The organism is Rhizobium sp. BK313 (assembly GCF_014193655.1).
Classification (GTDB): domain Bacteria; phylum Pseudomonadota; class Alphaproteobacteria; order Rhizobiales; family Rhizobiaceae; genus Rhizobium.
Window position 1 is genome coordinate 393,280 of sequence record NZ_JACHZQ010000003.1, and the last position, 20,955, is coordinate 414,234.

General features: G+C 60.1%; 21 protein-coding genes. 13 read left to right on the forward strand and 8 right to left on the reverse strand.

Features of this window, described 5'->3' with window-relative positions:
- Positions 1 to 30 precede the first annotated feature (30 nt).
- The 8 genes from miaB (at position 31) to FHT86_RS18360 (ending at position 8,631) form a co-directional block, all read left to right on the forward strand.
- Entirely contained in the window at positions 31 to 1,443 is a 1,413-nt protein-coding gene (gene miaB / locus FHT86_RS18325; protein WP_133708254.1) for a tRNA (N6-isopentenyl adenosine(37)-C2)-methylthiotransferase MiaB, read from the forward strand.
- A gap of 30 nt (positions 1,444 to 1,473) precedes the next feature.
- Positions 1,474 to 2,532 carry a PhoH family protein gene (locus FHT86_RS18330; RefSeq protein WP_133708255.1) on the forward strand — a complete coding sequence of 353 codons (1,059 nt, stop codon included), beginning with the start codon at positions 1,474 to 1,476 and terminating at the stop codon, positions 2,530 to 2,532.
- Complete coding sequence (gene ybeY / locus FHT86_RS18335) at positions 2,532 to 3,038, forward strand: rRNA maturation RNase YbeY (RefSeq protein WP_133708256.1); 507 nt, start codon at positions 2,532 to 2,534, stop codon at positions 3,036 to 3,038. The genes FHT86_RS18330 and ybeY overlap by 1 nt, the downstream gene beginning before the upstream one ends.
- Positions 3,039 to 3,063: 25 nt before the next feature.
- The gene (locus FHT86_RS18340; RefSeq protein ID WP_133708257.1) at positions 3,064 to 4,242 is read left to right on the forward strand and encodes a hemolysin family protein; all 1,179 of its coding nucleotides are present in this window, start codon (positions 3,064 to 3,066) and stop codon (positions 4,240 to 4,242) included.
- 79 nt (positions 4,243 to 4,321) lie between these two features.
- A complete protein-coding gene (lnt, locus tag FHT86_RS18345; RefSeq protein WP_133708258.1) occupies positions 4,322 to 5,920 on the forward strand; it encodes an apolipoprotein N-acyltransferase in 1,599 nt (532 codons plus the stop codon).
- Positions 5,921 to 6,071: 151 nt separating this feature from the next.
- Entirely contained in the window at positions 6,072 to 6,491 is a 420-nt protein-coding gene (locus FHT86_RS18350; RefSeq protein ID WP_120706223.1) for a helix-turn-helix domain-containing protein, read from the forward strand.
- Positions 6,492 to 6,679: 188 nt separating this feature from the next.
- On the forward strand, positions 6,680 to 7,933 hold the full coding sequence (gene metK / locus FHT86_RS18355) for a methionine adenosyltransferase (protein WP_133708259.1): 1,254 nt from the start codon (positions 6,680 to 6,682) through the stop codon (positions 7,931 to 7,933).
- Positions 7,930 to 8,631 (forward strand): tRNA (guanosine(46)-N(7))-methyltransferase TrmB, encoded by a 702-nt coding sequence (locus tag FHT86_RS18360; protein WP_133708260.1) that lies wholly within the window; start codon positions 7,930 to 7,932, stop codon positions 8,629 to 8,631. Before metK ends, FHT86_RS18360 begins: the two co-directional genes overlap by 4 nt.
- A 269-nt stretch (positions 8,632 to 8,900) precedes the next feature.
- Here the strand turns inward: FHT86_RS18360 and FHT86_RS18365 are convergent, their stop codons facing one another.
- The gene (locus tag FHT86_RS18365; RefSeq protein ID WP_133708261.1) at positions 8,901 to 9,158 is read right to left on the reverse strand and encodes a DUF1150 family protein; all 258 of its coding nucleotides are present in this window, start codon (positions 9,156 to 9,158) and stop codon (positions 8,901 to 8,903) included.
- 45 nt (positions 9,159 to 9,203) lie between these two features.
- The gene (locus FHT86_RS18370) at positions 9,204 to 9,635 is read right to left on the reverse strand and encodes an Hsp20 family protein (protein WP_133708262.1); all 432 of its coding nucleotides are present in this window, start codon (positions 9,633 to 9,635) and stop codon (positions 9,204 to 9,206) included.
- 229 nt (positions 9,636 to 9,864) lie between these two features.
- On the opposite strand from FHT86_RS18370, the gene FHT86_RS18375 reads away from it, so the two are divergent.
- Positions 9,865 to 10,809: a nucleoside hydrolase gene (locus FHT86_RS18375; protein ID WP_133708263.1), complete on the forward strand. Its 945-nt coding sequence runs from the start codon at positions 9,865 to 9,867 to the stop codon at positions 10,807 to 10,809.
- 74 nt (positions 10,810 to 10,883) lie between these two features.
- On the opposite strand, the gene FHT86_RS18380 is transcribed toward FHT86_RS18375, so the two are convergent.
- The 3 genes from FHT86_RS18380 to FHT86_RS18390 all read right to left on the reverse strand — a co-directional run bounded on the left by FHT86_RS18380 (position 10,884) and on the right by FHT86_RS18390 (position 15,613).
- The gene (locus FHT86_RS18380) at positions 10,884 to 13,226 is read right to left on the reverse strand and encodes a methyl-accepting chemotaxis protein (RefSeq protein WP_133708264.1); all 2,343 of its coding nucleotides are present in this window, start codon (positions 13,224 to 13,226) and stop codon (positions 10,884 to 10,886) included.
- Positions 13,227 to 13,413: 187 nt separating this feature from the next.
- A complete protein-coding gene (locus FHT86_RS18385; RefSeq protein ID WP_133708265.1) occupies positions 13,414 to 14,313 on the reverse strand; it encodes a ribokinase in 900 nt (299 codons plus the stop codon).
- A 103-nt stretch (positions 14,314 to 14,416) separates the two neighbouring features.
- Positions 14,417 to 15,613: a DNA recombination protein RmuC gene (locus FHT86_RS18390; protein ID WP_133708266.1), complete on the reverse strand. Its 1,197-nt coding sequence runs from the start codon at positions 15,611 to 15,613 to the stop codon at positions 14,417 to 14,419.
- Positions 15,614 to 15,797: 184 nt separating this feature from the next.
- Between FHT86_RS18390 and def the strand changes: the two genes are divergently transcribed.
- From def to truA, 4 genes are read left to right on the forward strand one after another with little or no spacing between them, the layout of a single operon-like run.
- On the forward strand, positions 15,798 to 16,313 hold the full coding sequence (gene def / locus FHT86_RS18395) for a peptide deformylase (RefSeq protein WP_133708267.1): 516 nt from the start codon (positions 15,798 to 15,800) through the stop codon (positions 16,311 to 16,313).
- A gap of 41 nt (positions 16,314 to 16,354) precedes the next feature.
- Positions 16,355 to 16,642, forward strand: coding sequence for a hypothetical protein (locus FHT86_RS18400; protein WP_409527610.1), 288 nt, complete (start codon positions 16,355 to 16,357; stop codon positions 16,640 to 16,642).
- Between the two features lie 24 nt (positions 16,643 to 16,666).
- A complete protein-coding gene (fmt, locus tag FHT86_RS18405) occupies positions 16,667 to 17,614 on the forward strand; it encodes a methionyl-tRNA formyltransferase (protein ID WP_133708268.1) in 948 nt (315 codons plus the stop codon).
- Positions 17,614 to 18,405, forward strand: coding sequence for a tRNA pseudouridine(38-40) synthase TruA (truA, locus tag FHT86_RS18410; RefSeq protein ID WP_133708269.1), 792 nt, complete (start codon positions 17,614 to 17,616; stop codon positions 18,403 to 18,405). Before fmt ends, truA begins: the two co-directional genes overlap by 1 nt.
- Before the next feature lie 53 nt (positions 18,406 to 18,458).
- On the opposite strand, the gene FHT86_RS18415 is transcribed toward truA, so the two are convergent.
- The 3 genes from FHT86_RS18415 to dapE form a co-directional block, all read right to left on the reverse strand.
- Positions 18,459 to 18,881 (reverse strand): GNAT family N-acetyltransferase, encoded by a 423-nt coding sequence (locus FHT86_RS18415; protein ID WP_133708270.1) that lies wholly within the window; start codon positions 18,879 to 18,881, stop codon positions 18,459 to 18,461.
- A gap of 174 nt (positions 18,882 to 19,055) precedes the next feature.
- Complete coding sequence (locus tag FHT86_RS18420) at positions 19,056 to 19,655, reverse strand: hypothetical protein (RefSeq protein WP_133708271.1); 600 nt, start codon at positions 19,653 to 19,655, stop codon at positions 19,056 to 19,058.
- Positions 19,642 to 20,835: a succinyl-diaminopimelate desuccinylase gene (gene dapE / locus FHT86_RS18425; RefSeq protein ID WP_133708272.1), complete on the reverse strand. Its 1,194-nt coding sequence runs from the start codon at positions 20,833 to 20,835 to the stop codon at positions 19,642 to 19,644. The genes FHT86_RS18420 and dapE overlap by 14 nt, the downstream gene beginning before the upstream one ends.
- Between the last annotated feature and the right edge of the window lie 120 nt (positions 20,836 to 20,955).

The window sequence follows — 20,955 nt, forward strand, 5'->3', positions numbered from 1 at the left end:
TCCAGAAGCAAAAGCCACTACATAGCGGCCATGACCAAGGACAGCTTAACTCTCGATGCCCCGGAGCCAAGTGCTTTAAAGATTGGCCTCCGCGATGGCTCCAACAGCCGCAAGGTTTTCATCAAGACCTATGGCTGCCAGATGAATGTCTACGACTCGACGCGGATGAGCGATGCGCTCGCCCGCGATGGCTATGAGCCGACCGAGGACATGGAAGAAGCCGATCTCGTCCTGTTGAACACCTGCCACATCCGCGAGAAGGCCGCCGAAAAGGTCTATTCCGCGCTCGGGCGCCTGCGCGAGATGAAGAAACGCAAGGCTGCCGACGGCCGCGACATGATGATTGGTGTCACCGGCTGCGTCGCCCAGGCCGAGGGCGAGGAGATTCTCCGCCGCGCGCCCGCCGTCGACGTCGTCATTGGGCCGCAGACCTATCACCGCCTGCCGGACGCATTGCGTCGGGCCAAGGAAGGCCAGCGGGTCGTCGATACGGAATATGCGATCGAGGATAAGTTCGAACATCTGCCGATCGCCGAGAAGTCGAAGATCCGCGCCCGTGGCGTCACGGCCTTCCTGACGGTGCAGGAAGGCTGCGACAAGTTCTGCACTTTCTGCGTCGTGCCTTATACGCGCGGTTCCGAAGTCTCGCGTCCGGTCTCCCAGATCGTCGAAGAGGCCGAGAAACTTGTGGATGGCGGCGTGCGCGAAATCACGCTTCTCGGCCAGAACGTCAACGCCTGGCACGGAACCGGACCGACGGGCGAAGCCTGGAGCCTTGGCGACTTGCTGTACCGGCTGGCAGAAATTCCTGGCCTTGCCCGGCTGCGCTATACCACCAGCCACCCACGCGACATGGACGACCGGCTGATATCGGCCCATCGTGACCTGCGCACGCTGATGCCCTATCTGCATCTGCCGGTTCAGTCCGGCTCCGACCGCATCCTCAAGGCGATGAATCGGCGACATACGGCCGCCGAATATCTCGCTTTGATCGAAAAAATCCGCACGGCGCGGCCGGATATCGCCCTTTCGGGTGATTTCATTGTCGGTTTCCCGGGGGAGACAGAGCAGGATTTTGCGGATACACTTCGTCTTGTGGAGGAGGTGAACTATGCGCAAGCCTTCTCGTTCAAATATTCGACGCGTCCGGGAACGCCCGGTGCGGAATTGAAGGGCCAAGTGCCAGAAGAGATCAAGGCGGAACGGCTGGAACGGTTGCAGGCGCTGCTTTTGAAGCAGCAGCATTTGTTTGCCGATGCCTGCGTCGGCAAGGTAGTCGATGTACTGCTGGAAAAGCCAGGCCGCATGCCGGGTCAGTTGATCGGCCGGTCCCCTTGGCTGCAATCTGTGAATGTTGATGCAAAAGCATCGCAAATCGGTGACATTATCAACGTACGAATCATCGGAACCAGCACGAACAGCCTTTTTGCTGAGTTGCTCTAGGTTCCGGACAAGGCAAAGGAGCCGGACCGCTTGAACGGACAGGAATTGGTTTCTTCTTCATCGCGCCAGCCACGCACCGCGAGCGACGCCAATCACTTCATCCTGACGTTCGAGAACAATCGGTTCGCCAGCGAACTTTTCGGACAGTTCGATCAGAATTTGAAGCTGCTCGAGGAGCGGCTTGGTATCGACGCCCGCGCTCGCGGCAATTCCGTTATCATCACCGGCGATGTGCTGGCCACAAACCAAGCGCGTCATACCCTCGATTATCTCTATGACAAGCTGCAGAAAGGTGGGAATGTGGAGCGCTCCGACGTGGAAGGGGCAATTCGCATGGCGGTTGCCGCCGATGACCAACTGACTCTGCCGACCATGGAGAAAAAAGCCAAGTTGACGATGGCGCAGATTTCGACGCGCAAGAAGACGATCATTGCCCGCACGCCGACGCAGGATGCCTATATCCGGGCGCTCGAGCGTTCCGAAATGGTTTTCGGTGTCGGCCCGGCTGGTACCGGTAAGACCTATCTTGCCGTCGCCCATGCCGCCCAGCTTCTGGAACGCGGCGCTGTCGAGAAGATCATTCTGTCGCGCCCGGCCGTCGAAGCCGGCGAGCGTCTCGGCTTCTTGCCTGGCGATATGAAGGAGAAGGTCGACCCCTATCTCCGGCCGCTTTATGACGCGCTCTACGATATGATGCCCGGCGACAAGGTCGAACGTGCCATCACTGCCGGCGTCATCGAAATCGCCCCGCTTGCCTTCATGCGCGGCCGTACGCTTGGCAACGCTGCCGTCATCCTCGATGAGGCGCAGAACACCACCTCGATGCAGATGAAGATGTTCCTGACGCGTCTCGGCGAGAATTCGCGCATGATCATCACCGGCGATCCGAGTCAGATCGATCTGCCGCGCGGCGTCAAATCCGGACTAGTGGAAGCTCTGCAACTCCTCAACGGAGTCGAGGGGATCACCATCGTCCGCTTTAAGGACACTGACGTCGTCCGCCATCCGCTGGTGGCGCGCATCGTCAGGGCTTACGACTCGAATTACGCCACGCCCGTTGAGGGCAGTGAGGCCGATCCGCAGATCTGATGGCCGATCTCGATATTCAGATCAGTGTCGAGGAGGGCGGCTGGCCCTCCGAAGACGAGTTGCAGGCTCTGGCCGAGCGCGTGTTGGGCGCGGCTGCGGCCTATCTCGAGAAACACGAGAAGCAGCCTTTTCCGAAAATGGCGTCGGAATTGTCGCTGGTCTTTACCGATGATGCTTCGATCCGAGAGATCAATGCAGAATGGCGCGAGCAGGACAAGGCGACCAACGTCCTGTCTTTCCCCGCTTTTCCGCTAGTGCCGGGCGGCAAGCCCGGCCCGATGCTGGGCGACATTATTATCGCCAAAGAGACGGTGGAGCGTGAAGCGGTCGAGCTGGAAAAGAGTTTTGATGACCATCTGACCCATTTGATTGTGCATGGTTTCTTGCATCTCTTCGGTTACGACCATATGAATAATAGGGAAGCCGAAAGAATGGAGGGGCTGGAGACTCGCATTTTGGCGGGGCTTGGCCTATCTGATCCCTATGCGGGGCAGGACCCCATTTGACTTGAACCCTGTCTGATCAGGAACAATGAGCGACTTTACGACAAGACCGGCCCCCGAGGCCAAAGACGGAGCCGAAACCGCCTCCTCCGATGAGGCAGGCAGTAGTAGCGGCAAACGATCACACTCTTCGTTCTGGGCCCGCGCTGCGCGCATTCTGCGCCCAGCTCAGGGATCGGCACGCCTGCGCGAGGATCTCGCCGACGCGTTGATGACCAACGCCACCGATGATGATGCCTTCTCGCCGGATGAGCGGGCGATGCTGCACAATATCCTCCGTTTTCGCGAGGTGCGTGTCGAAGACGTCATGGTGCCGCGCGCCGATATCGAGGCGGTCGATCAGAACATCACCATCGGCGAGCTGATGATCCTGTTCGAGGAGAGCGGCCGCTCGCGCATGCCGGTCTACGCCGAAACGCTCGATGATCCGCGCGGCATGGTGCATATCCGCGATCTCCTGTCCTATATCGCCAAGCAGGCGCGCAACAAGCGCCGCGGCAGCAACGGCAAGACGGTGGCAGCCGCCGCGGCATCAGCGTCGGCTGCGAGCCCGGCTGAGAAGCCGCCACGCTCGGTCAAGTCGAATTTCGATCTTTCGCGCGTCGATCTGCAGAAGACGCTGGCCGAAGCCGGCATCATCCGAAAGATCCTGTTCGTTCCGCCCTCCATGCTGGCGTCCGATCTTCTCCGCCGCATGCAGGTCAACCGTACGCAGATGGCGCTCGTCATCGACGAATATGGCGGCACCGACGGCCTCGCGTCGCATGAGGACATCGTCGAAATGGTCGTCGGCGACATCGACGACGAACATGATGACGAGGAAGTCATGTTCAAGCGCGTTTCCGAAGACGTCTTCGTTGCCGATGCCCGCGTGGAGCTGGAAGAGATTGCGGCCGCCATCGGCCCCGATTTCGACATCAGCGAGCAGGTGGACGAAGTGGATACGCTCGGCGGCCTGATCTTCTCCGCGCTCGGCCGTATCCCGGTGCGGGGCGAACTGGTCCAGGCGCTGCCGGGCTTCGAATTCCATATTCTCGATGCCGATCCGCGCCGCATCAAACGGGTGCGCATCACCCGCAAGCGCCATGCCTTGCGCCGCCGCCCGGCCAAGGCGGAAGGCGAGGGTGGCCTGATCGAGCGCGACCTGCCTTCACCGGATACGCTGCCGGACGAATCCTCGCCCGAACAGAACACTGCCAGCCAATAAATGGCGCTTCAGCAGGACAAGTCGCTGCTTTTTTGAAAGACTGCGGCCAATTGATTCGCAGTTTTGACGGAGCGCACGCATGGAACGGCTTTCGGGCAGGGTAATCCTCGTCTGGGGTTTCAAACGCGCACTTCTTGCCATCCTTGCCGGAGCCGTCGGTGTCCTCGCCTTGCCGCCCTTCGGCTTCTTCGCGGCGATGTTCATTTCTTTCACGCTGCTCGTCTGGCTGCTGGATGGCGCTGCAGCTGGTCCCGACAGCAGTTTCCTCGGCCGCCTCTGGCCGGCTTTCGCCATCGGCTGGCTGTTCGGTTTCGGTTATTTCGTTGCCGGTCTGTGGTGGCTCGGTCATGCGCTTCTGATCGATGCCGACGAATTTGCGTGGGCGTTGCCGCTGGCGATCCTCGGCCTGCCGGCCTTTCTTGCGATCTTTTACGGTGTGGCGACGGCGCTAGCCCGCCTGCTCTGGTCCGATGGCATGGGGCGTATCGCCGCACTCGCCTTCGCCTTCGGGCTTCTGGAATGGCTACGCAGCTTCCTCTTTACCGGCTTTCCCTGGAATGCCATCGGCTACGGCGCCATGCCCATACCGCTGATGATGCAATCCGCTCATGTGATCGGCGTGCTCGGCGTCACCATACTTGCCGTTTTTGTCTTTGCCGCTCCGGCGTTGCTCGGAACGCGTCAAGGTCGGATACCCGGGATCGGGCTTGCCGTGCTCATCGTCGCCGCGCATTTTGGCTATGGCTATTATGCGCTCAACCTGCCGGAGCCACCAGCCGGCGGCAAGACGGCTCCCGTTGTGCGCATCGTTCAGCCGGCGATCGATCAGGAAGCCAAGATGGACACGGATGCCGATCGCACCGCCATCTTCGACAAGCATCTCTCGCTCTCGGTCCAGCCGCCGGCAAATGGCGGTAAACGACCCGACATCATCGTCTGGCCGGAAACCGCTATCCCCTTTATTTTGACGGATAATCAGGACGCTCTGACCCGCATTGCCGACCAGCTCGACGACGACCAGATCCTGATCACCGGCGCCGTTCGCGTCGAGGACATGGGTCCCGGTCTGGAGCCGCGTTACTACAACTCGATCTATGTCATCGACGGTCGAGGCCAAATTATCGGTGCCTCCGACAAGACCCATCTCGTGCCTTTCGGCGAGTACGTGCCTTTCGAGAATATCCTCGGCTATCTCGGAATTCAGAATGTCATCGAGCTGCCGGGCGGCTTTTCAGCGGCCGCCAGCCGGCAGTTGCTGACGCTCCCGAGCGGTATCAAACTCTACCCTCTGATCTGCTACGAGATCATTTTTCCGAACGAAATGACACCGGAAATCCGGCAGGCCAACGCCATTTTGAACGTTACGAACGACGCTTGGTTCGGCGATACGCCGGGTCCCTATCAGCATTTCCTGCAGGCGCGGGTAAGGGCTGTGGAACAAGGGTTGCCACTGATTCGCAGCGCGAATACAGGCGTTTCGGCCTATGTCGACGCTCACGGACGTTTGATTTCCGGAATCGACTTTAATCAGCAAGGATTTGTTGACGCCACTTTGAGTAGCGCAACCGTATCGCGTATCGACGATAGCGTACGAAAAGCATACTTCTGGTTGATCATCGGGGTAGTCGGTATAATCGCTGTGATTTCACGCATGGGTTTTATTTCAAGGGCGAATTGACCCAAAAACCCTAAAATTGCATAGTGGTTGCCGTCCGCCTTTTGAACGTAAGCTAGAAGCCGGGTGGGCGTCGGCTGCAACGTGGCGTTATAGGGGTGGTTAAGGGCACCGGGTGGCAGGACCTGAATTCAACCTATGTTAGGGCAATATGATGATTGAGAACAAAAAAAAGCCGAACCCGATCGACATCCATGTCGGTAGCCGCATCCGCCTCCGCCGCACTATGCTTGGCATGAGCCAGGAGAAGCTCGGTGAGAGTCTCGGAATCACTTTCCAGCAAATTCAGAAGTATGAGAAGGGCACCAACCGCGTTGGCGCCAGCCGTCTTCAAAATATTTCAAGCATTCTTAACGTTCCGGTTTCCTTCTTCTTCGAGGATGCTCCGGGTGAACATGCGACCACCGCCGGCGGCATGGCCGAGGCCTCCAGCTCCAATTATGTGGTCGACTTCCTCTCTTCCTCCGAAGGCTTGCAGCTCAACCGCGCGTTCGTGAAGATTTCCGACGGCAAGGTCCGCCGCAAGGTGGTGGAGCTCGTCAAGGCTCTCGCAGCCGAAGCCGACGCCGAATAAGCAGTTCGAAGCACCGCCACAGCGGAAAAGTTGAAAGGCGGTCATTTTGGCCGCCTTTTTCACGTTTATGGCAAAATTTTATCACTTTTGATGAGACATAAAGATATATTTATGTCCTTCTGCGACTTGTTTTTCGAGCTCGACACGAATATCAAATGCGGAGATTTGTTCTTTGAGGGGAATCCCACATGCGCGCGAATTATCTGTTCACCAGTGAGTCAGTTGCCGAAGGTCACCCGGATAAAGTCTGTGACCGCATCTCCGACGAAATCGTCGATCTGGTCTACCGCGAGGCGGCAAAGACCGGCGTCAACCCCTGGGGCGTGCGCATTGCCTGCGAGACCCTTGCCACGACCAACCGCGTCGTCATCGCCGGTGAAGTTCGTCTGCCGCCGAGCCTGATGAAGAAAGACAAGGACGGCAAGGACGTCATCAATCCCTCGAAGTTCAAGGCCGCCGCCCGCCGCGCCATCAAGGATATCGGCTACGAGCAGGACGGTTTCCACTGGAAGAAGGCGCGCATCGACGTTCTCCTGCATTCGCAGTCCGCCGACATCGCCCAGGGCGTTGACAACGCCGCCGACCAGCAGGGTGACGAGGGAGCCGGCGACCAGGGCATCATGTTCGGCTACGCCTGCCGTGAAACGCCGGACCTCATGCCGGCGCCGATCTACTACTCGCACAAGATCCTGCAGTTGCTCGCAACCGCCCGCAAGAAGGGTGACGGCGAAGTTGCCAAGCTTGGCCCGGATGCCAAGAGCCAGGTGACCGTTCGCTATGTCGACGGCAAGCCTGCCGAAGTGACCTCGATCGTGCTTTCCACTCAGCATCTCGATGACAGCTGGGATTCGAAGAAGGTTCGCGCCGTTGTCGAACCCTATATCCGCGAAGCGCTCGGCGAGCTGAAGATCGCGGCCGACTGCAACTGGTATATCAACCCGACCGGCAAGTTCGTCATTGGTGGCCCGGATGGCGATGCGGGTCTCACCGGCCGCAAGATCATCGTCGACACCTACGGCGGTGCTGCTCCGCACGGTGGCGGCGCCTTCTCTGGCAAGGATACGACCAAGGTTGACCGTTCCGCCGCCTATGCTGCGCGCTACCTCGCGAAGAACGTCGTTGCCGCCGCTCTTGCCGACCGTTGCACGATCCAGCTCTCCTATGCCATCGGCGTTGCTCAGCCGCTGTCGATCTATGTCGACCTGCATGGCACCGGTAAGGGCGTCAGCGAAGACCAGATCGAAGCGGCGATCCGCAAGAACATGGACTTGTCGCCGACCGGCATCCGCCGCCATCTCGACCTCAACAAGCCGATCTACGCGAAGACCTCGGCTTACGGCCATTTCGGCCGCAAGGCGGGCCGCGACGGCTCGTTCTCCTGGGAGCGCACGGACCTCGTCAAGGCGCTGAAGGAAGCCGTGAAGACCCGGGAAGCTGCATGATCGACACGGAGCGCCGGTCGCGGGCGACGGAAGCATTCTTCGGCCGGCGCAAGGGAAAGGCCTTGCGCGGCCAACAGGCCGAAAGGCTGGAAGCGCTGCTGCCGCAATATCTCGTCGACCTCTCCGCACCGGCTCCGCAGCCGCCGAATGAATTGTTTCCGGTGCCGACCGAACGTCTGCGCCTGGAAATCGGTTTCGGTGGCGGCGAGCATCTGATCCATCGGGCGTTGGAATGCCAGGCGACGGGTTTCATCGGCGTCGAGCCCTTCGTCAATTCCATGCAGAAACTGCTTGCCCGCGTCGACGAGACCGGCGCGCGCAACATCCGTGTCTATAATGACGATGCCACGCAACTGCTGGACTGGCTGCCGGACGCCTGCCTCGACCAGATCGATTTGCTCTATCCTGATCCCTGGCCGAAGAAAAAGCACTGGAAGCGCCGCTTTGTCTCGCAGGTGAATCTCGACCGCTTCCACCGCGTCCTGAAACCCGGCGCCCTTTTCTGCTTCGCCTCCGACATCGATACCTATGTCAACTGGACGCTGCAGCACTGTCACGCGCATGGCGGCTTCGAATGGATGGCGGAAAACGCGGCCGACTGGCTGACGCCCTACGAGGGCTGGCCGAGCACGCGCTATGAGGCGAAAGCCCGGCGTGAAGGGCGGTCTTCGGCTTATCTGACGTTCAAGAGGATTTGAGCGGCAGCTCCTCATCCGGCCTTTCACATTTTCACGGCACGAAATCGCTCAAGTCCACCTTCTCCCGCGCGGACGGAGGAGCTACCGCCAATTGCGTATCAGCCAGTGTGGAGGTGGAGTTAAACCTTCTCAACGGCGGAGAGAACGACGCGCGTCGGCGCAGGTGGGGCATCGCACCGCAGGGGTGGGCCGGTGCGTCTGAATAGAAATGCTCCGACGCAATCGAGGTCACAGCCATAGAACCTCGTTCAGTTTCCTGGCACAGAGTCTCAATGCAAGCTGACGGTCTTCAGCTCGTCCTCGGCCGCTTTGTAAAACGTGCTGGACCGGTTATCGGTCAGAAGGATCGGGGTGCCGTCGGCGCCGAAAAGCGCCCAGAGGTCGACGCTCGGGTCGATGTCCGGGGCTTCGGGGAAGCAACGGGAAACTTCGTCCGAATGGATCTTTCTGACATAGGCAACTTCGCCGGCGCCGATATTGGCGAGCTCGGATTGGGTCAGGCGGGCAGTGGCTTCTCTCAAAAGCATATTCGTACCTCCAGTATGAGGGACCAACGGCAATCAGCCGTTGTCTTACTGTGAGACCGAAATGTTAATTTTCTTTACCATGCGGTCCGGTTCCGGCCGAATGAGATCGACAGAAAGCAGGCCGTTCTTCAAGACGGCGCCAAGCACCTGCATGCCCTCGGCCAAAACGAAGACGCGCTGAAACTGGCGGGCTGCAATGCCACGATAAAGATAGTCGCGTTCCTCATGCTCCACCTGTCGGCCGCGGATCAAAAGCTGATTTTCTTCGGTGGTGATATCGAGTTCGTCTTCCGAAAAGCCGGCAACCGCAAGTGTAATGCGTAGGCGCTCAGGCTCGCCCGACAGCCGGTCGGCGCGCATACGTTCGATATTGTAAGGGGGATAACCGTCACTGGCCTTGGAAATCCGCTCCAGCGTCTTTTCCATGGTGTCGAAGCCCAGAAGCAGCGGGCTGGCAAAGGGAGTCGTCCGGCTCATCGTCTCAAGTCCTTGGTGTCAAGCGACCTTTCCGGACCTGATCTTTCAGCACCCGGGTGTTATTAATATGGGAGCATGGGCAGGGGAGTGCAAGGAGGCGTGGTCTTCGCAATTGCGAGATTGAATTGGTGCGGGATCGTCAATTGTGGCGCCAGCGTGTGGCGCTTGACAAAGCTCAACCGGGCTCGCATCAAGACTTGCCGATCTGCACCGGAGGAAAGCCACAGATATGACCGAGCCCAGAAAGATTATCATTGACACCGATCCCGGCCAGGACGACGCCGCCGCGATCTTGCTCGCCTTCGGGAGCCGCGAGGAGATCGACGTGCTCGGCATTACCACTGTCGCGGGCAATGTGCCCCTACGGTTGACGAGCCGCAATGCCCGCATCGTCTGCGAACTCTGCAATCGCCGTGATGTGAAAGTCTTCGCCGGCGCCGATGCGCCAATCAAGCGCAAACTGGTGACGGCCGAACACGTTCACGGCAAGACCGGCCTCGACGGCCCTGACCTGCCGGAACCGACCATGGACCTTCAGCCCGGCCATGCCGTCGATTTCATCATTGAGACCCTGCGTAACGAGCCGATGGGTGCGGTCACACTCTGTACGCTCGGCCCGCTCACCAATATCGCGCTCGCCTTCCAGAAGGCGCCCGACATCGTTGCTCGCATCCGCGAGCTGGTGATGATGGGCGGCGGCTTTTTCGAGGGCGGCAACATCACACCGGCCGCTGAATTCAACATCTATGTCGACCCCGAGGCAGCCGATGTCGTCTTCCGCTCCGGCGTGCCCGTCGTTATGATGCCGCTCGACGTGACCCATCAGCTTTTGACCCGCAAGGATCGCGTGGCGCGTATCGCCGCCATCGGCTCCGCCCCGGCCAAGGCCATGGTCGAGATGCTGGAGTTCTTCGAGCGCTTCGATATCGAAAAATACGGCTCCGATGGCGGTCCGCTGCATGATCCGAGCGTCATTGCCTATCTGTTGAAGCCGGAACTGTTCAAGGGCCGCGATTGCAATGTCGAGATCGAGGTCACGTCGGAACTGACTGTTGGCATGACTGTCGTCGACTGGTGGCATGTCACGGACCGCAAGCACAACGCCAAGGTCATACGCTCTGTTGATGCCGACGGCTTCTTCGCGCTGCTGACGGAGCGTTTTGCACGTATCTGACATCGCGCTGTAGTGTGAAAATGAAAAGGCCGCCGGATTGCTCCGGCGGCCTTTTGTATTCGTAATTCGACCGCTCAGAATTCTTCCCACTCATCCTGCGCCAGCGCATTCGCGCCCTGGGTCTGCGGCCGCGCTTTGCGAGCTGGTGTCGCAGCAGGCGCGGCACGGCGGACGGGCGCCGGCGTGCGCATCTGCTGGGCGGTGGCGCGCAGTGCCGAGGCATTGTCCTGGCTGCCATGCGATGTACGGAAGCGAGCGACAAGCGCCTTCAGCGTCTGGGCCTCGTCGTTCAGCGTCACGCTGGCGGCGGTGGTTTCTTCCACCATCGCGGCGTTTTGCTGCGTCACCTGGTCCATCTGGTTCATTGCCGAGTTGATTTCCTTCAGCCCGATCGCTTGTTCGCTGGCAGAGGCCGAGATCTGGCGGATAAGGCCGTTGATCTCCATCACCTGCTCGGCGATCTTGTGCAGCGCATTGCCGGTGCGACCGACGAGATCGACGCCTTCCTTGACCTGGCCTGCCGAGGTGTTGATCAGGGTCTTGATCTCCTTGGCGGCATTGGCCGAACGCTGCGCCAGCTCACGCACTTCCTGCGCCACGACGGCAAAGCCCTTGCCGGCTTCGCCTGCGCGGGCGGCTTCGACGCCGGCGTTCAGGGCGAGAAGATTGGTCTGGAAGGCGATCTCGTCGATGACGCCGATGATGCGCGAGACCTCCTGCGAGGACTGCTCGATGCCATGCATGGAGGCAATCGCCTTCTGCACGATCTCGCCGGAGCGTCCGGCATCCTCGGATGCTGCGTTGACGCTGCTGGCAGCCGTGCGGGCATTTTCGGCGCTCGAGTTGACCTGAGCCGTCAGTTGGTTGAGTGCCGCCGCGGTTTCCTCCAGGCTTGCCGCCTGCTGCTCGGTGCGGCGGGCAAGGTCGGAAGCACTGTTGCTGATCTCGCCGGTGCCGCTGCCGATATTGCCGACGCTCAGGTTCATCGTGTGCACCGTCTCTTCGAGGCTTACGAGTGCGGCATTGAAGTCCTGCTTCAACTGCGCGTATTCGCCGGGGAATTCCTCCGCGATACGGTGGCCGAGATTACCCTTGGAAAGCTCGGCAAGGCTCTGGCCGAGAATGGTGACGATGCGCCGTTGCAGCGCCACGGTTTCGCCGCGCTCCGCTTCCGAGCGGTAACGTTCGCCTTCGGCGGCGCGGCGCTGGTCGTTGGCTTCGGCTTCCAGTCGCTTGGTGTCGGCAAGGGCGAAGCGGAAGCCTTCGAGCGCCTTTGCGACCGAGCCGATTTCGTCGGCGCGCGCCTGACCTGCCACGGGCTCGGCATAGTTGCCGGCGCTGAGGCCGTTGACGCTGGCAACCAATCCGCCGAGCGGCTTCTGCACGAAGGTGCGTACGGCGGCGTACAGCGCCAGCATGACGGCCGCAAGCACGAGGACGCCGCCGATGATCATCATAAGGGTCTGATCGCGCACCGGCGCGGCAATCGCGCTGTGCGGCACATCGACGAGGACGACCCAGGTGGCGTTGAGGCCCGGCACGGTGAAGGGATAGACCACGCGGTCGAATTCCTCGGCGTTGCCGTAAGTGAGGTTCTTGATAAGGCCGGCTGTCGACGAGGTCAGCGCAGCCTTGATGACGTCGCCACCGGCGCCGTCATAATTCTTCATCAACAGATCTTTGTTCGGTGCAACCAGCCACTTGTTGTCCTGGGAAAGCAGCAGAACACGGCCGGAATCGAAGGGATGCAAATTCTGCAATTTGGTGGAAAGGGAGGCTAGGGAGATGTCGACGCCGGAGACACCGATCAGCTTGCCGCCGGACATGACCGGATAGGTAATCGAGCTCATGGTCGTCGGAACGTCGGTGCCTTCGGCCATGTAGGGCGGAGTGATCGAACCCTTGCCGCTGTCGGCAGCAAGTTTCCACCATGCGGCGGTGTAGTCGTTGTCGAAGGTGGAGAACTGGATGCCGCCATCCTTGGTCTTTGACCAATAAGGCGTGAATGCGCCCTTGTCGTTGACGCCTTCGTCCTTGTTGTTGGCAAGCTCGGTTGTCTTGCCGTCGAATGTGCCGAGTTGTTCGCAGAACCAGCTGCCAAAGGCGAAGGCGTTCTGCTCGACATTGGCCTTGAGGATATTGATGATGCCCTTGCGATCGAAGGTGTGGCCCTCGTGGCCGCGGCCGATGATGGCAGCCATGGAACGGGCGGCGCTGGCGAGCTCGCCGATATTGGCGGCGATTTCGTTCGAGATGGATTTGGCCTCGCTATTGGCCTGATCCATTGTCAGCGTCTGCACGCGATCGCGGGTCTGGGAAATCAGCAGGAAGTTGGAGACGAACAGGACGAGCGCGATCGCCAGCCCGGTGACCAGGATGAGCTTGGCCGCAAGCGACTTCATACGAAAGGTGGACATCATTTCCTCGAGAGAACGATGCGTCGGATGCACATTATCCGGATGCAAGGTCGGCACAGGATGGCCCTGTCATGGGGCCGCCGGGAGAGCGCCTGCCGCCGCGAGTGAGAGACGCGCGGCAAGCAAGAGGAGAATGATCGCGAAGCGCAAAAATTTAATTAATTTGAGCGGCCAGGAATGGCGGGTCTCAAAGACGCGCCGCGACCTCGCTTGCAACCGGGATCGATGGCTGCGCGCCTGGCTTGAGGCAGGCAAGCGAACCGGCGACGGCGGCGCGGCGGAGGGCTGCGTGGAAATCGAGACCCTGGTCGAGGCTGGCTGCCAGATAACCGCAGAAGGTGTCGCCGGCGCCGACAGTATCGACCGGTTCGATGACGAGGCCCTTGGCGCGCGACAATTCGCCGTTACGGATGGCGATGACGCCGTCGCCGCCGAGCGTGACGATAAGCGTCTGCCCCGTTTCGGCATGCAGGCGCGCGAGGGCTGCCTCGCGATCACTGGCCGACATATTGTCCTGGCCTGCCAGCCTTTCGAATTCCGTCTCGTTGGCGATGACGATATCGGCAAGGAGGCCGAGCCGTGCTGCATCGGGAATGAGCGGGGCGAGATTGAGGATCGTGCGAACACCTTTGGTCTTTGCCGCCGCAAGCGCCGTTTCTACGGCCGCAACCGGAATTTCGAATTGCAGCATGAGCGTATCGTTGGGGCTCAGCGCATTGACGGCGGCTGTCGCGTCCTCGGGCGTCATTGTGCCGTTGGCGCCGGGCACGACGGCGATCATGTTCTCGCCGTCGCCGCCGACAAGGATCAGCGCCGTGCCGGTCGGCTCGGAAACGTGGTTCACGGTGGAGAGATCGGTGCCGGCGGCATCGAGCAGGGCGAGCGCAGGCTCCGCGAAACCATCATTGCCGACGGCGCCGGTCAAACGCACAGTCGAGCCGGCGCGCCGCGCTGCCAACGCCTGGTTCGCGCCCTTGCCGCCCGCGGCTGTGGAAAAACCGTTGCCTGCCACCGTCTCGCCCGGCTTCGGCAGACGGTCGGTGGTGGCGATGAGGTCCATGTTGATGGAGCCGAAAATGGTGATCATGAGATATCCCGCCCTGCTTGTTGATGTCGCCTGATCCCATTCAGAACCGCTTTTTTTCGTTTGGGGATCATGCATTGATTTGGCGCGACACTGCCCGAAGCGATCAGTCCTCGTCAACCACCCTGAGCTTGAGTTGGCCGGTGCGGTTGTCGATGGGCTTCGGCCGGTCCTCGACGGTAGGCTTGACGGGCTCGCCGGCCGCCTCGAATTCCAGCGCTTCTATCCTCTCGCCGCGGCGTGCCAGCTTGTCCGCGGAGGTGACGATCATGTCGACATCCTTCTGCGCCATGGCGAAATGCCCCTGCAGCTTGCGCACCCGCTCGTCGAGGCGGGAGAGATCGTCCATCAGATGCGCCACTTCGCCCTGGATCACATGCGCCTGCTCACGCATGCGCTGGTCCTTCAACACCGCCTGGATAACTTGAATCGACAGCATCAGCAGCGACGGCGAGACGATGACAATACGTGAACGCTGCGCCTTCTGCACGATCGCTTCGAAATTCTCGTGGATTTCCGCAAAGATCGATTCGGACGGAACGAAGAGGAAGGCTGTGTCCTGCGTCTCCCCCTGAATGAGATATTTCTCGGCGATGTCGCGGATATGCACCTCGAGATCCCGGCGGAATTGCTGTGCGGCGATCTTGCCCTGCTCCGGGTTTGCTGCTGCAGCGTTGCGGATAGCGTTCCAGGCTTCCAGCGGAAATTTAGCGTCGATGACCAAGGGCGGCGAGCCGTTCGGCATACGCACCGTGCAATCCGGCCGCGACCCGTTGGACAGCGTCGGCTGGAAGGCATAGGCGCCCATCGGCAATCCGTCGGCGATGATCGTCTCCATGCGGGCCTGGCCGAAGGCACCGCGCGTCTGCTTGTTGGAGAGGATCGCCTGCAGGCCGACGACGTCCTTTGCCAGCGACTGAATATTGGTCTGCGCGGCGTCGATGACGGCAAGCCGCTCCTGTAGGCGGCGCAGGTTCTCATGCGTCGAGCGCGTCTGCTCGCCGATCGTCGCTGTTACCCGTTGCGACATGCCGTCGAGCCGCTGGTTGATGGCATGGTTGAGCTCCGCCTGCCGCGAGCCGAACACCTCGGCCATGGTGGCAAGCCGGCCCTGCATCTCCGCTTGTGCACGGAGGAGTGCCGCCATGTTATGTTCGGCATCCTCGGCCCGCAGCATATCCTCCTCCCACCGCCGCCCTCTGTTGTTGATGACAAGGACGATGACGGCAATCAGAAGCAGGATGACAAGGCCGGCCAGAACCGGGACGACGGGAATCTCTTGGCCGAAGAGAATAAAGGACATGATATTGGATACTCGTGAAACTCGTGCCGGCACCATAACAAAAACGCAGAGAATATCCAGATCAAAACGTGAACAAAATTTCACGAGGCTAGCTTCGACCTGAAGTCCCAAGCGTTGAAAAAACACGCTTCAGCCGCCATCTAAATAATTCCATCGCACAACAAGATGCGTTATGGGAAACTTCATGACGATCAAGCCACTCATCATTTTGCCCGATCCGCTGCTCCGCCAGGCCTCTGCACCTATAGAGCGCGTCGATACCGAAGTTCAACGCCTTGCCGACGATATGCTGGCAACCATGTATGATGCGCCTGGTATCGGCCTCGCGGCCATCCAGATCGGCGTTCCCCGCCGCATGCTGGTGATCGACGTGTCGCGCGAAGGCGAAGACAAGCAGCCGCTGGTCTTCATCAATCCCGAAATCATCACCTCGTCGGACGAGCGTTCGGTTTATGAAGAGGGTTGCCTCTCCATTCCGGATTACTATGCCGAAGTCGAGCGTCCGGCCCGTGTCACCGTTAAGCATCTCGACCGCAATGGCAAAGAACAGATCGTCGAAGCCGACGGCTTGCTTGCGACTTGCCTGCAACACGAGATCGACCACCTGAACGGCGTGCTGTTCATCGACTATATCTCGCGCCTGAAACGCGAGATGGTGATCAAGAAGTTCACCAAGGCGGCGAAGTCGAAGGCGCTCTGAGGGGGCCTAAAGGCAAGCGCAAAGCTGCGTTGATTTCAGAGTTGGAGGCGATCGAGACTGAATTTATCGGGCGTATTGTTGTTTTTTCGCCCAACGCCGCTCATCGCTACAGAACGATTTCCGCCCAACGTCACAAGATCGGGCGACGCATGGAAACCAAGGGCGCCATGATCGCTGCCATCTGCGTTGCTAATGGCGCGACGTTGGCGACGCGGAACACAAAAGATTTCGGGGGGCTTGATCTGAAGCTCGTAAACCCGTTTGAAGGCGGCCGATGCATAATCCCAAAAAGTGCGAAGCGGTTTTTGGACAAGATCATGCCAAACTAGATATCATTTAGCCGGACGGATCGCATGTCGCTCAGCATCATTTTTATGGGAACGCCCGAATTTTCCGTGCCGACTTTGCGGTCGTTGGTCGATGCCGGACATAGGATTCGCGCCGTTTATACGCAGCCGCCGCGTCCAGGCGGTCGACGTGGGCTGGACCTGCAGAAATCACCGGTGCACCAGGCGGCGGAGCTGCTCGGCCTGCCGGTGTTCACGCCCATCAATTTCAAGGATACGGAGGAGCGCCAGCGTTTCCGTGAGCTTGATGCCGATGTCGCCGTGGTCGTCGCCTATGGCCTGCTGCTGCCAGAGGCAATCCTCACGGGCACCCGGCTCGGCTGCTATAACGGCCATGCCTCGCTGCTGCCGCGCTGGCGGGGTGCAGCGCCCATCCAGCGGGCAATCATGGCCGGCGATAAGAAGACCGGCATGATGGTGATGAAGATGGATAAGGGTCTCGATACAGGCCCGGTCGCCCTGACGCGGGAAGTCGAGATCGGCGGCACCATGACGGCGGGCGAGCTGCATGACAAGCTGATGCTAGCCGGCGCCAAGGCGATGGCGGAGGCTATGAACAAGCTGGAGCATGATGAACTGCCGCTGACCGAACAGCCTGCCGAAGGTGTCGTCTACGCCGCCAAGATCGACAAGGGCGAGACCCGCATCGATTTCAGCAAGCCGGCGTTCGATGTTCACAACCATATTCGCGGTCTCTCGCCTTTTCCCGGAGCTTGGTTCGAAATGGAAATCGCCGGGCGACCGGAGCGTATCAAAGTCCTTGGCTCCGAACTTGCCAATGGCGAGGGCGCAGCCGGCGAAGTGCTGACCGATGATCTGGTCATTGCCGGCGGCTCCGGCGCGGTCCGGCTGACGAAATTGCAGAAAGCCGGCGGCAAGCCGTTGGCTGCGGCCGATTTCCTGCGCGGCACACCGATTGCGCCGGGTACGATGTTGGCGGCGGGGCCAGCCTGATGCCGCGTTACCGCATGACCGTCGAATATGACGGCATCCCCTATGTCGGCTGGCAGCGTCAGGACAACGGTCCCTCTGTACAGAGCGCAATAGAAGGCGCCATCCTGTCCCTGACAGGCGAGAAGGTCTCTATTCGCGGCGCGGGACGTACCGATTCCGGCGTGCATGCGATGGGCCAGGTTGCACATGCCGATCTTTCCAAGGAATGGAAGCTGCACACGCTGCGCAATGCGCTGAATGCCCATCTGAGGCTGGCCGGCGAGCGTGTCGCCATTCTTGATGTCGCGCAGGTCGATGCGAGCTTCGACGCCCGTTTCTCGGCGATCCGCCGGCATTATCTCTACCGGATCATTGCCCGCCGCGCGCCGCTGGCGTTGGAGGCCGGGCGTGCCTGGTGGGTGCCGAAGGATATGGACCACGAGGGCATGCACGCGGCGGCGCAGACGCTGGTCGGCCGGCATGATTTCACCACGTTTCGCTCGGCCCATTGCCAGGCGAACAGTCCGGTCAGGACGTTGGATCGGCTCGACGTAACCCGCAACGGCGAACTGATCGAAATCCGCGCCACCGCGCAAAGCTTCCTGCACAACCAAATCCGTTCCTTTGCCGGAACGCTCAAACTCGCAGGTGAAGGCAAGTGGACCCCGGATGACGTTCGTGCCGCTTTGGATGCAAAGGACCGCAAGGCGTGCGGCCCGGTCGCACCGCCGGATGGGCTTTATTTTGTGCAGGTGGATTATCGCGACGGCGTTGGGCCCGTCGACGCCAATGATGAGCAAGACGATTCATAGGCTCCGTTGGCCAGTGGCCCGCACATCGCGGCCGTCTGCCCCGGTTCACCAGTTCAGAACACCTTACGAAAAAAGATGCGCTCCCGCCCTTTCGGATAGTCTTTCAAAGCCCCAAAGCGCTCATAACCGTTCTTTTCGTAAAAGCCCGGAGCTTGGAAGCTGAACGTGTCCAGCCAGATGCCGATGCAAGTCTTCTGTCGCGCGATCTGTTCTGCCTGCGTGAGAAGCCTCGTTCCGAAATCTTCACCACGGAGGTTTTCGGGAACAAAAAGCAACTCCACGAAAAGCCAGTCGTAGTAGAGTTTAGCCCATAAGCCACCCACGGCGTTGCCTGCTTCGTTTTTAAGCATAATTGCGATCTGCTCATATCCGTCATCGCCGGTTTGGGCGTCGTTGAACGCAAGCAACGGATTGAGTATCGCCCGGTGATCTTCGTCCGACGGATTGTCGAGAATTGTGATGATGGCGCTTGGCATGCTTCATAATTCCCTTTGAAAAAGACCCTCATCCAAACATTACAATCGTATCTGCTATGTGCGGAAGTTAATTCGCGACAAGAGATCTCTTCTGAAGAGAAGACCAACCCTCAAAGCACGTGACGGCGATATATCGGCTTTCGCCTACCACTTTGTCAGCGGTGCCTATCCGGTTCAGCCAGGCGGATAGACGCCGAGGAAGCGCTGCAGAAAATCCGTCAGCAGCATGGTCGGGATCAGCAGTATCAGCGTCAGCGCGCCGACGAAAAGAGGATGCGTGCCGCAGATCATCCTGAGGATACGCGCGAGCGAGAAGACGATCGCCATCATCAACGCGAGCCATAGGATGGCCGCCAGCCCGCTGGAGCCGGGGACAAAGGCGAGCAGAGCGATCAGCAGGGAATTGAGATAGGAGGTCGGGAGGCCGAGCCAGTTCACGACAACGACGATAGGCGCGAATTTGTCGCCGAAACGAAAGATCATCAGCAACACGCCGGCAAGTATCAACGGCAGAAGCCAGCTTGCTGCCTCAACCAATGCCAGGCGAAAGAAGAAGGCTATGCCGGTCGAGGTTTCCGGCGGCATGGCGGTGAGATAGGCCTGCTGCCACCAGAGCCATGAAATGCCGATCGACGGCAGACTCCACAGAATCGCCCAGAAGGATCGCAGCATGCCGCGATCTGATATGTCGAGATATTGGAAGCCGCGCGCATCCATGCGGATCAACAGCCACAAGCCCGCCAGATAGTATTGGACTTCCCTAAAGGTCGGCATTCGCAAACCAGCGCTGGATGAAGGTCTCGTAGATCTCGGTAAGCGTTTCGAGATCTGATAGCGCCACGCGCTCATCGACCATGTGCATGGTCTGGCCGACAAGGCCGAACTCCACCACTGGGCAATAATCCTTGATGTAGCGTGCATCCGAGGTGCCGCCGGTGGTCGAAAGCTTCGGCATGCGGCCGGTGACGTTTTCGATCGCCGATGACAGCGAAGCGATCAGCGCGTTGTTGCGCGTCAGGAAGACCTGGCTCGGACGTTCGGACCACGTGATGTCATATTTAGTCGGCTCACGACCGGGTCGAAGCGATTGGTCGGCGGCGGCGGCATCAAGGCGGGCAAGGATTTCCGCTTTCAGCGTCTCGACAGTCCATGTGTCGTTGAAACGAATGTTGAAGGCAGCCGTCGCCTTGGCGGCAATGACGTTTGTGGCGGCGTTGCCGACATCGATCGTGGTCACTTCGAGGTTTGACGGCTGGAAGTTGTCGGTGCCGGTGTCGAAAGGCGGATCAAGCAGCGCCTCGGTGAGCTTGACGATGCTGCGCACCGGATTGTCAGCGAGATGCGGATAGGCGGCATGACCCTGTACGCCGTGGACGGTGATCCAGCCGGACAGCGAGCCGCGGCGGCCGATCTTGATCATGTCGCCGAGGCTCTCCGGATTGGTCGGTTCGCCGACGACGGAGGCATCCCACTGCTCACCCCGCTCGGCCGCCCATTGTAGCAGCTTGATCGTGCCGTTGATGGCCGGACCTTCCTCGTCGCCGGTGATTAGGAAGGAGATGGAGCCTGCAGGGACGCCATGCTTCTCGATATGGCGGGCAACCGCGGCGGCAAAACAGGCGATGCCGCCCTTCATGTCGACCGCGCCGCGGCCGAAGAGCTCACCATCTGCAATTTCGGCGGCAAAGGGCGGATGGCTCCAGGAGGCCGAGTCGCCGACCGGAACGACGTCCGTATGGCCGGCAAACATCAGATGCGGCCCCTCCGTGCCGAGGCGGGCATAAAGGTTCTCAATATCGGGCGTGCCCGGCGCACTGGCCGTCATACGCTCCACCTTGAAGCCGAGCGGGAGCAGGATATCGGTGAGCGCGGCAAGCGCGCCGCCTTCGGCCGGCGTCACGGACGCACAGCGGATCAGGGTTTGCAAATTGGCGACAGGATCGGTGACGGTCATCGGAGGCTACTTATCCGGCGGGAAATGGCAAAGCGATGGCAAACGGCAGGCGACAGCCCGAAAATCTCTGCCGCGGTTCTAGCCAATCATATAGGGGCTGTCACCCGATAAACGTGCGGG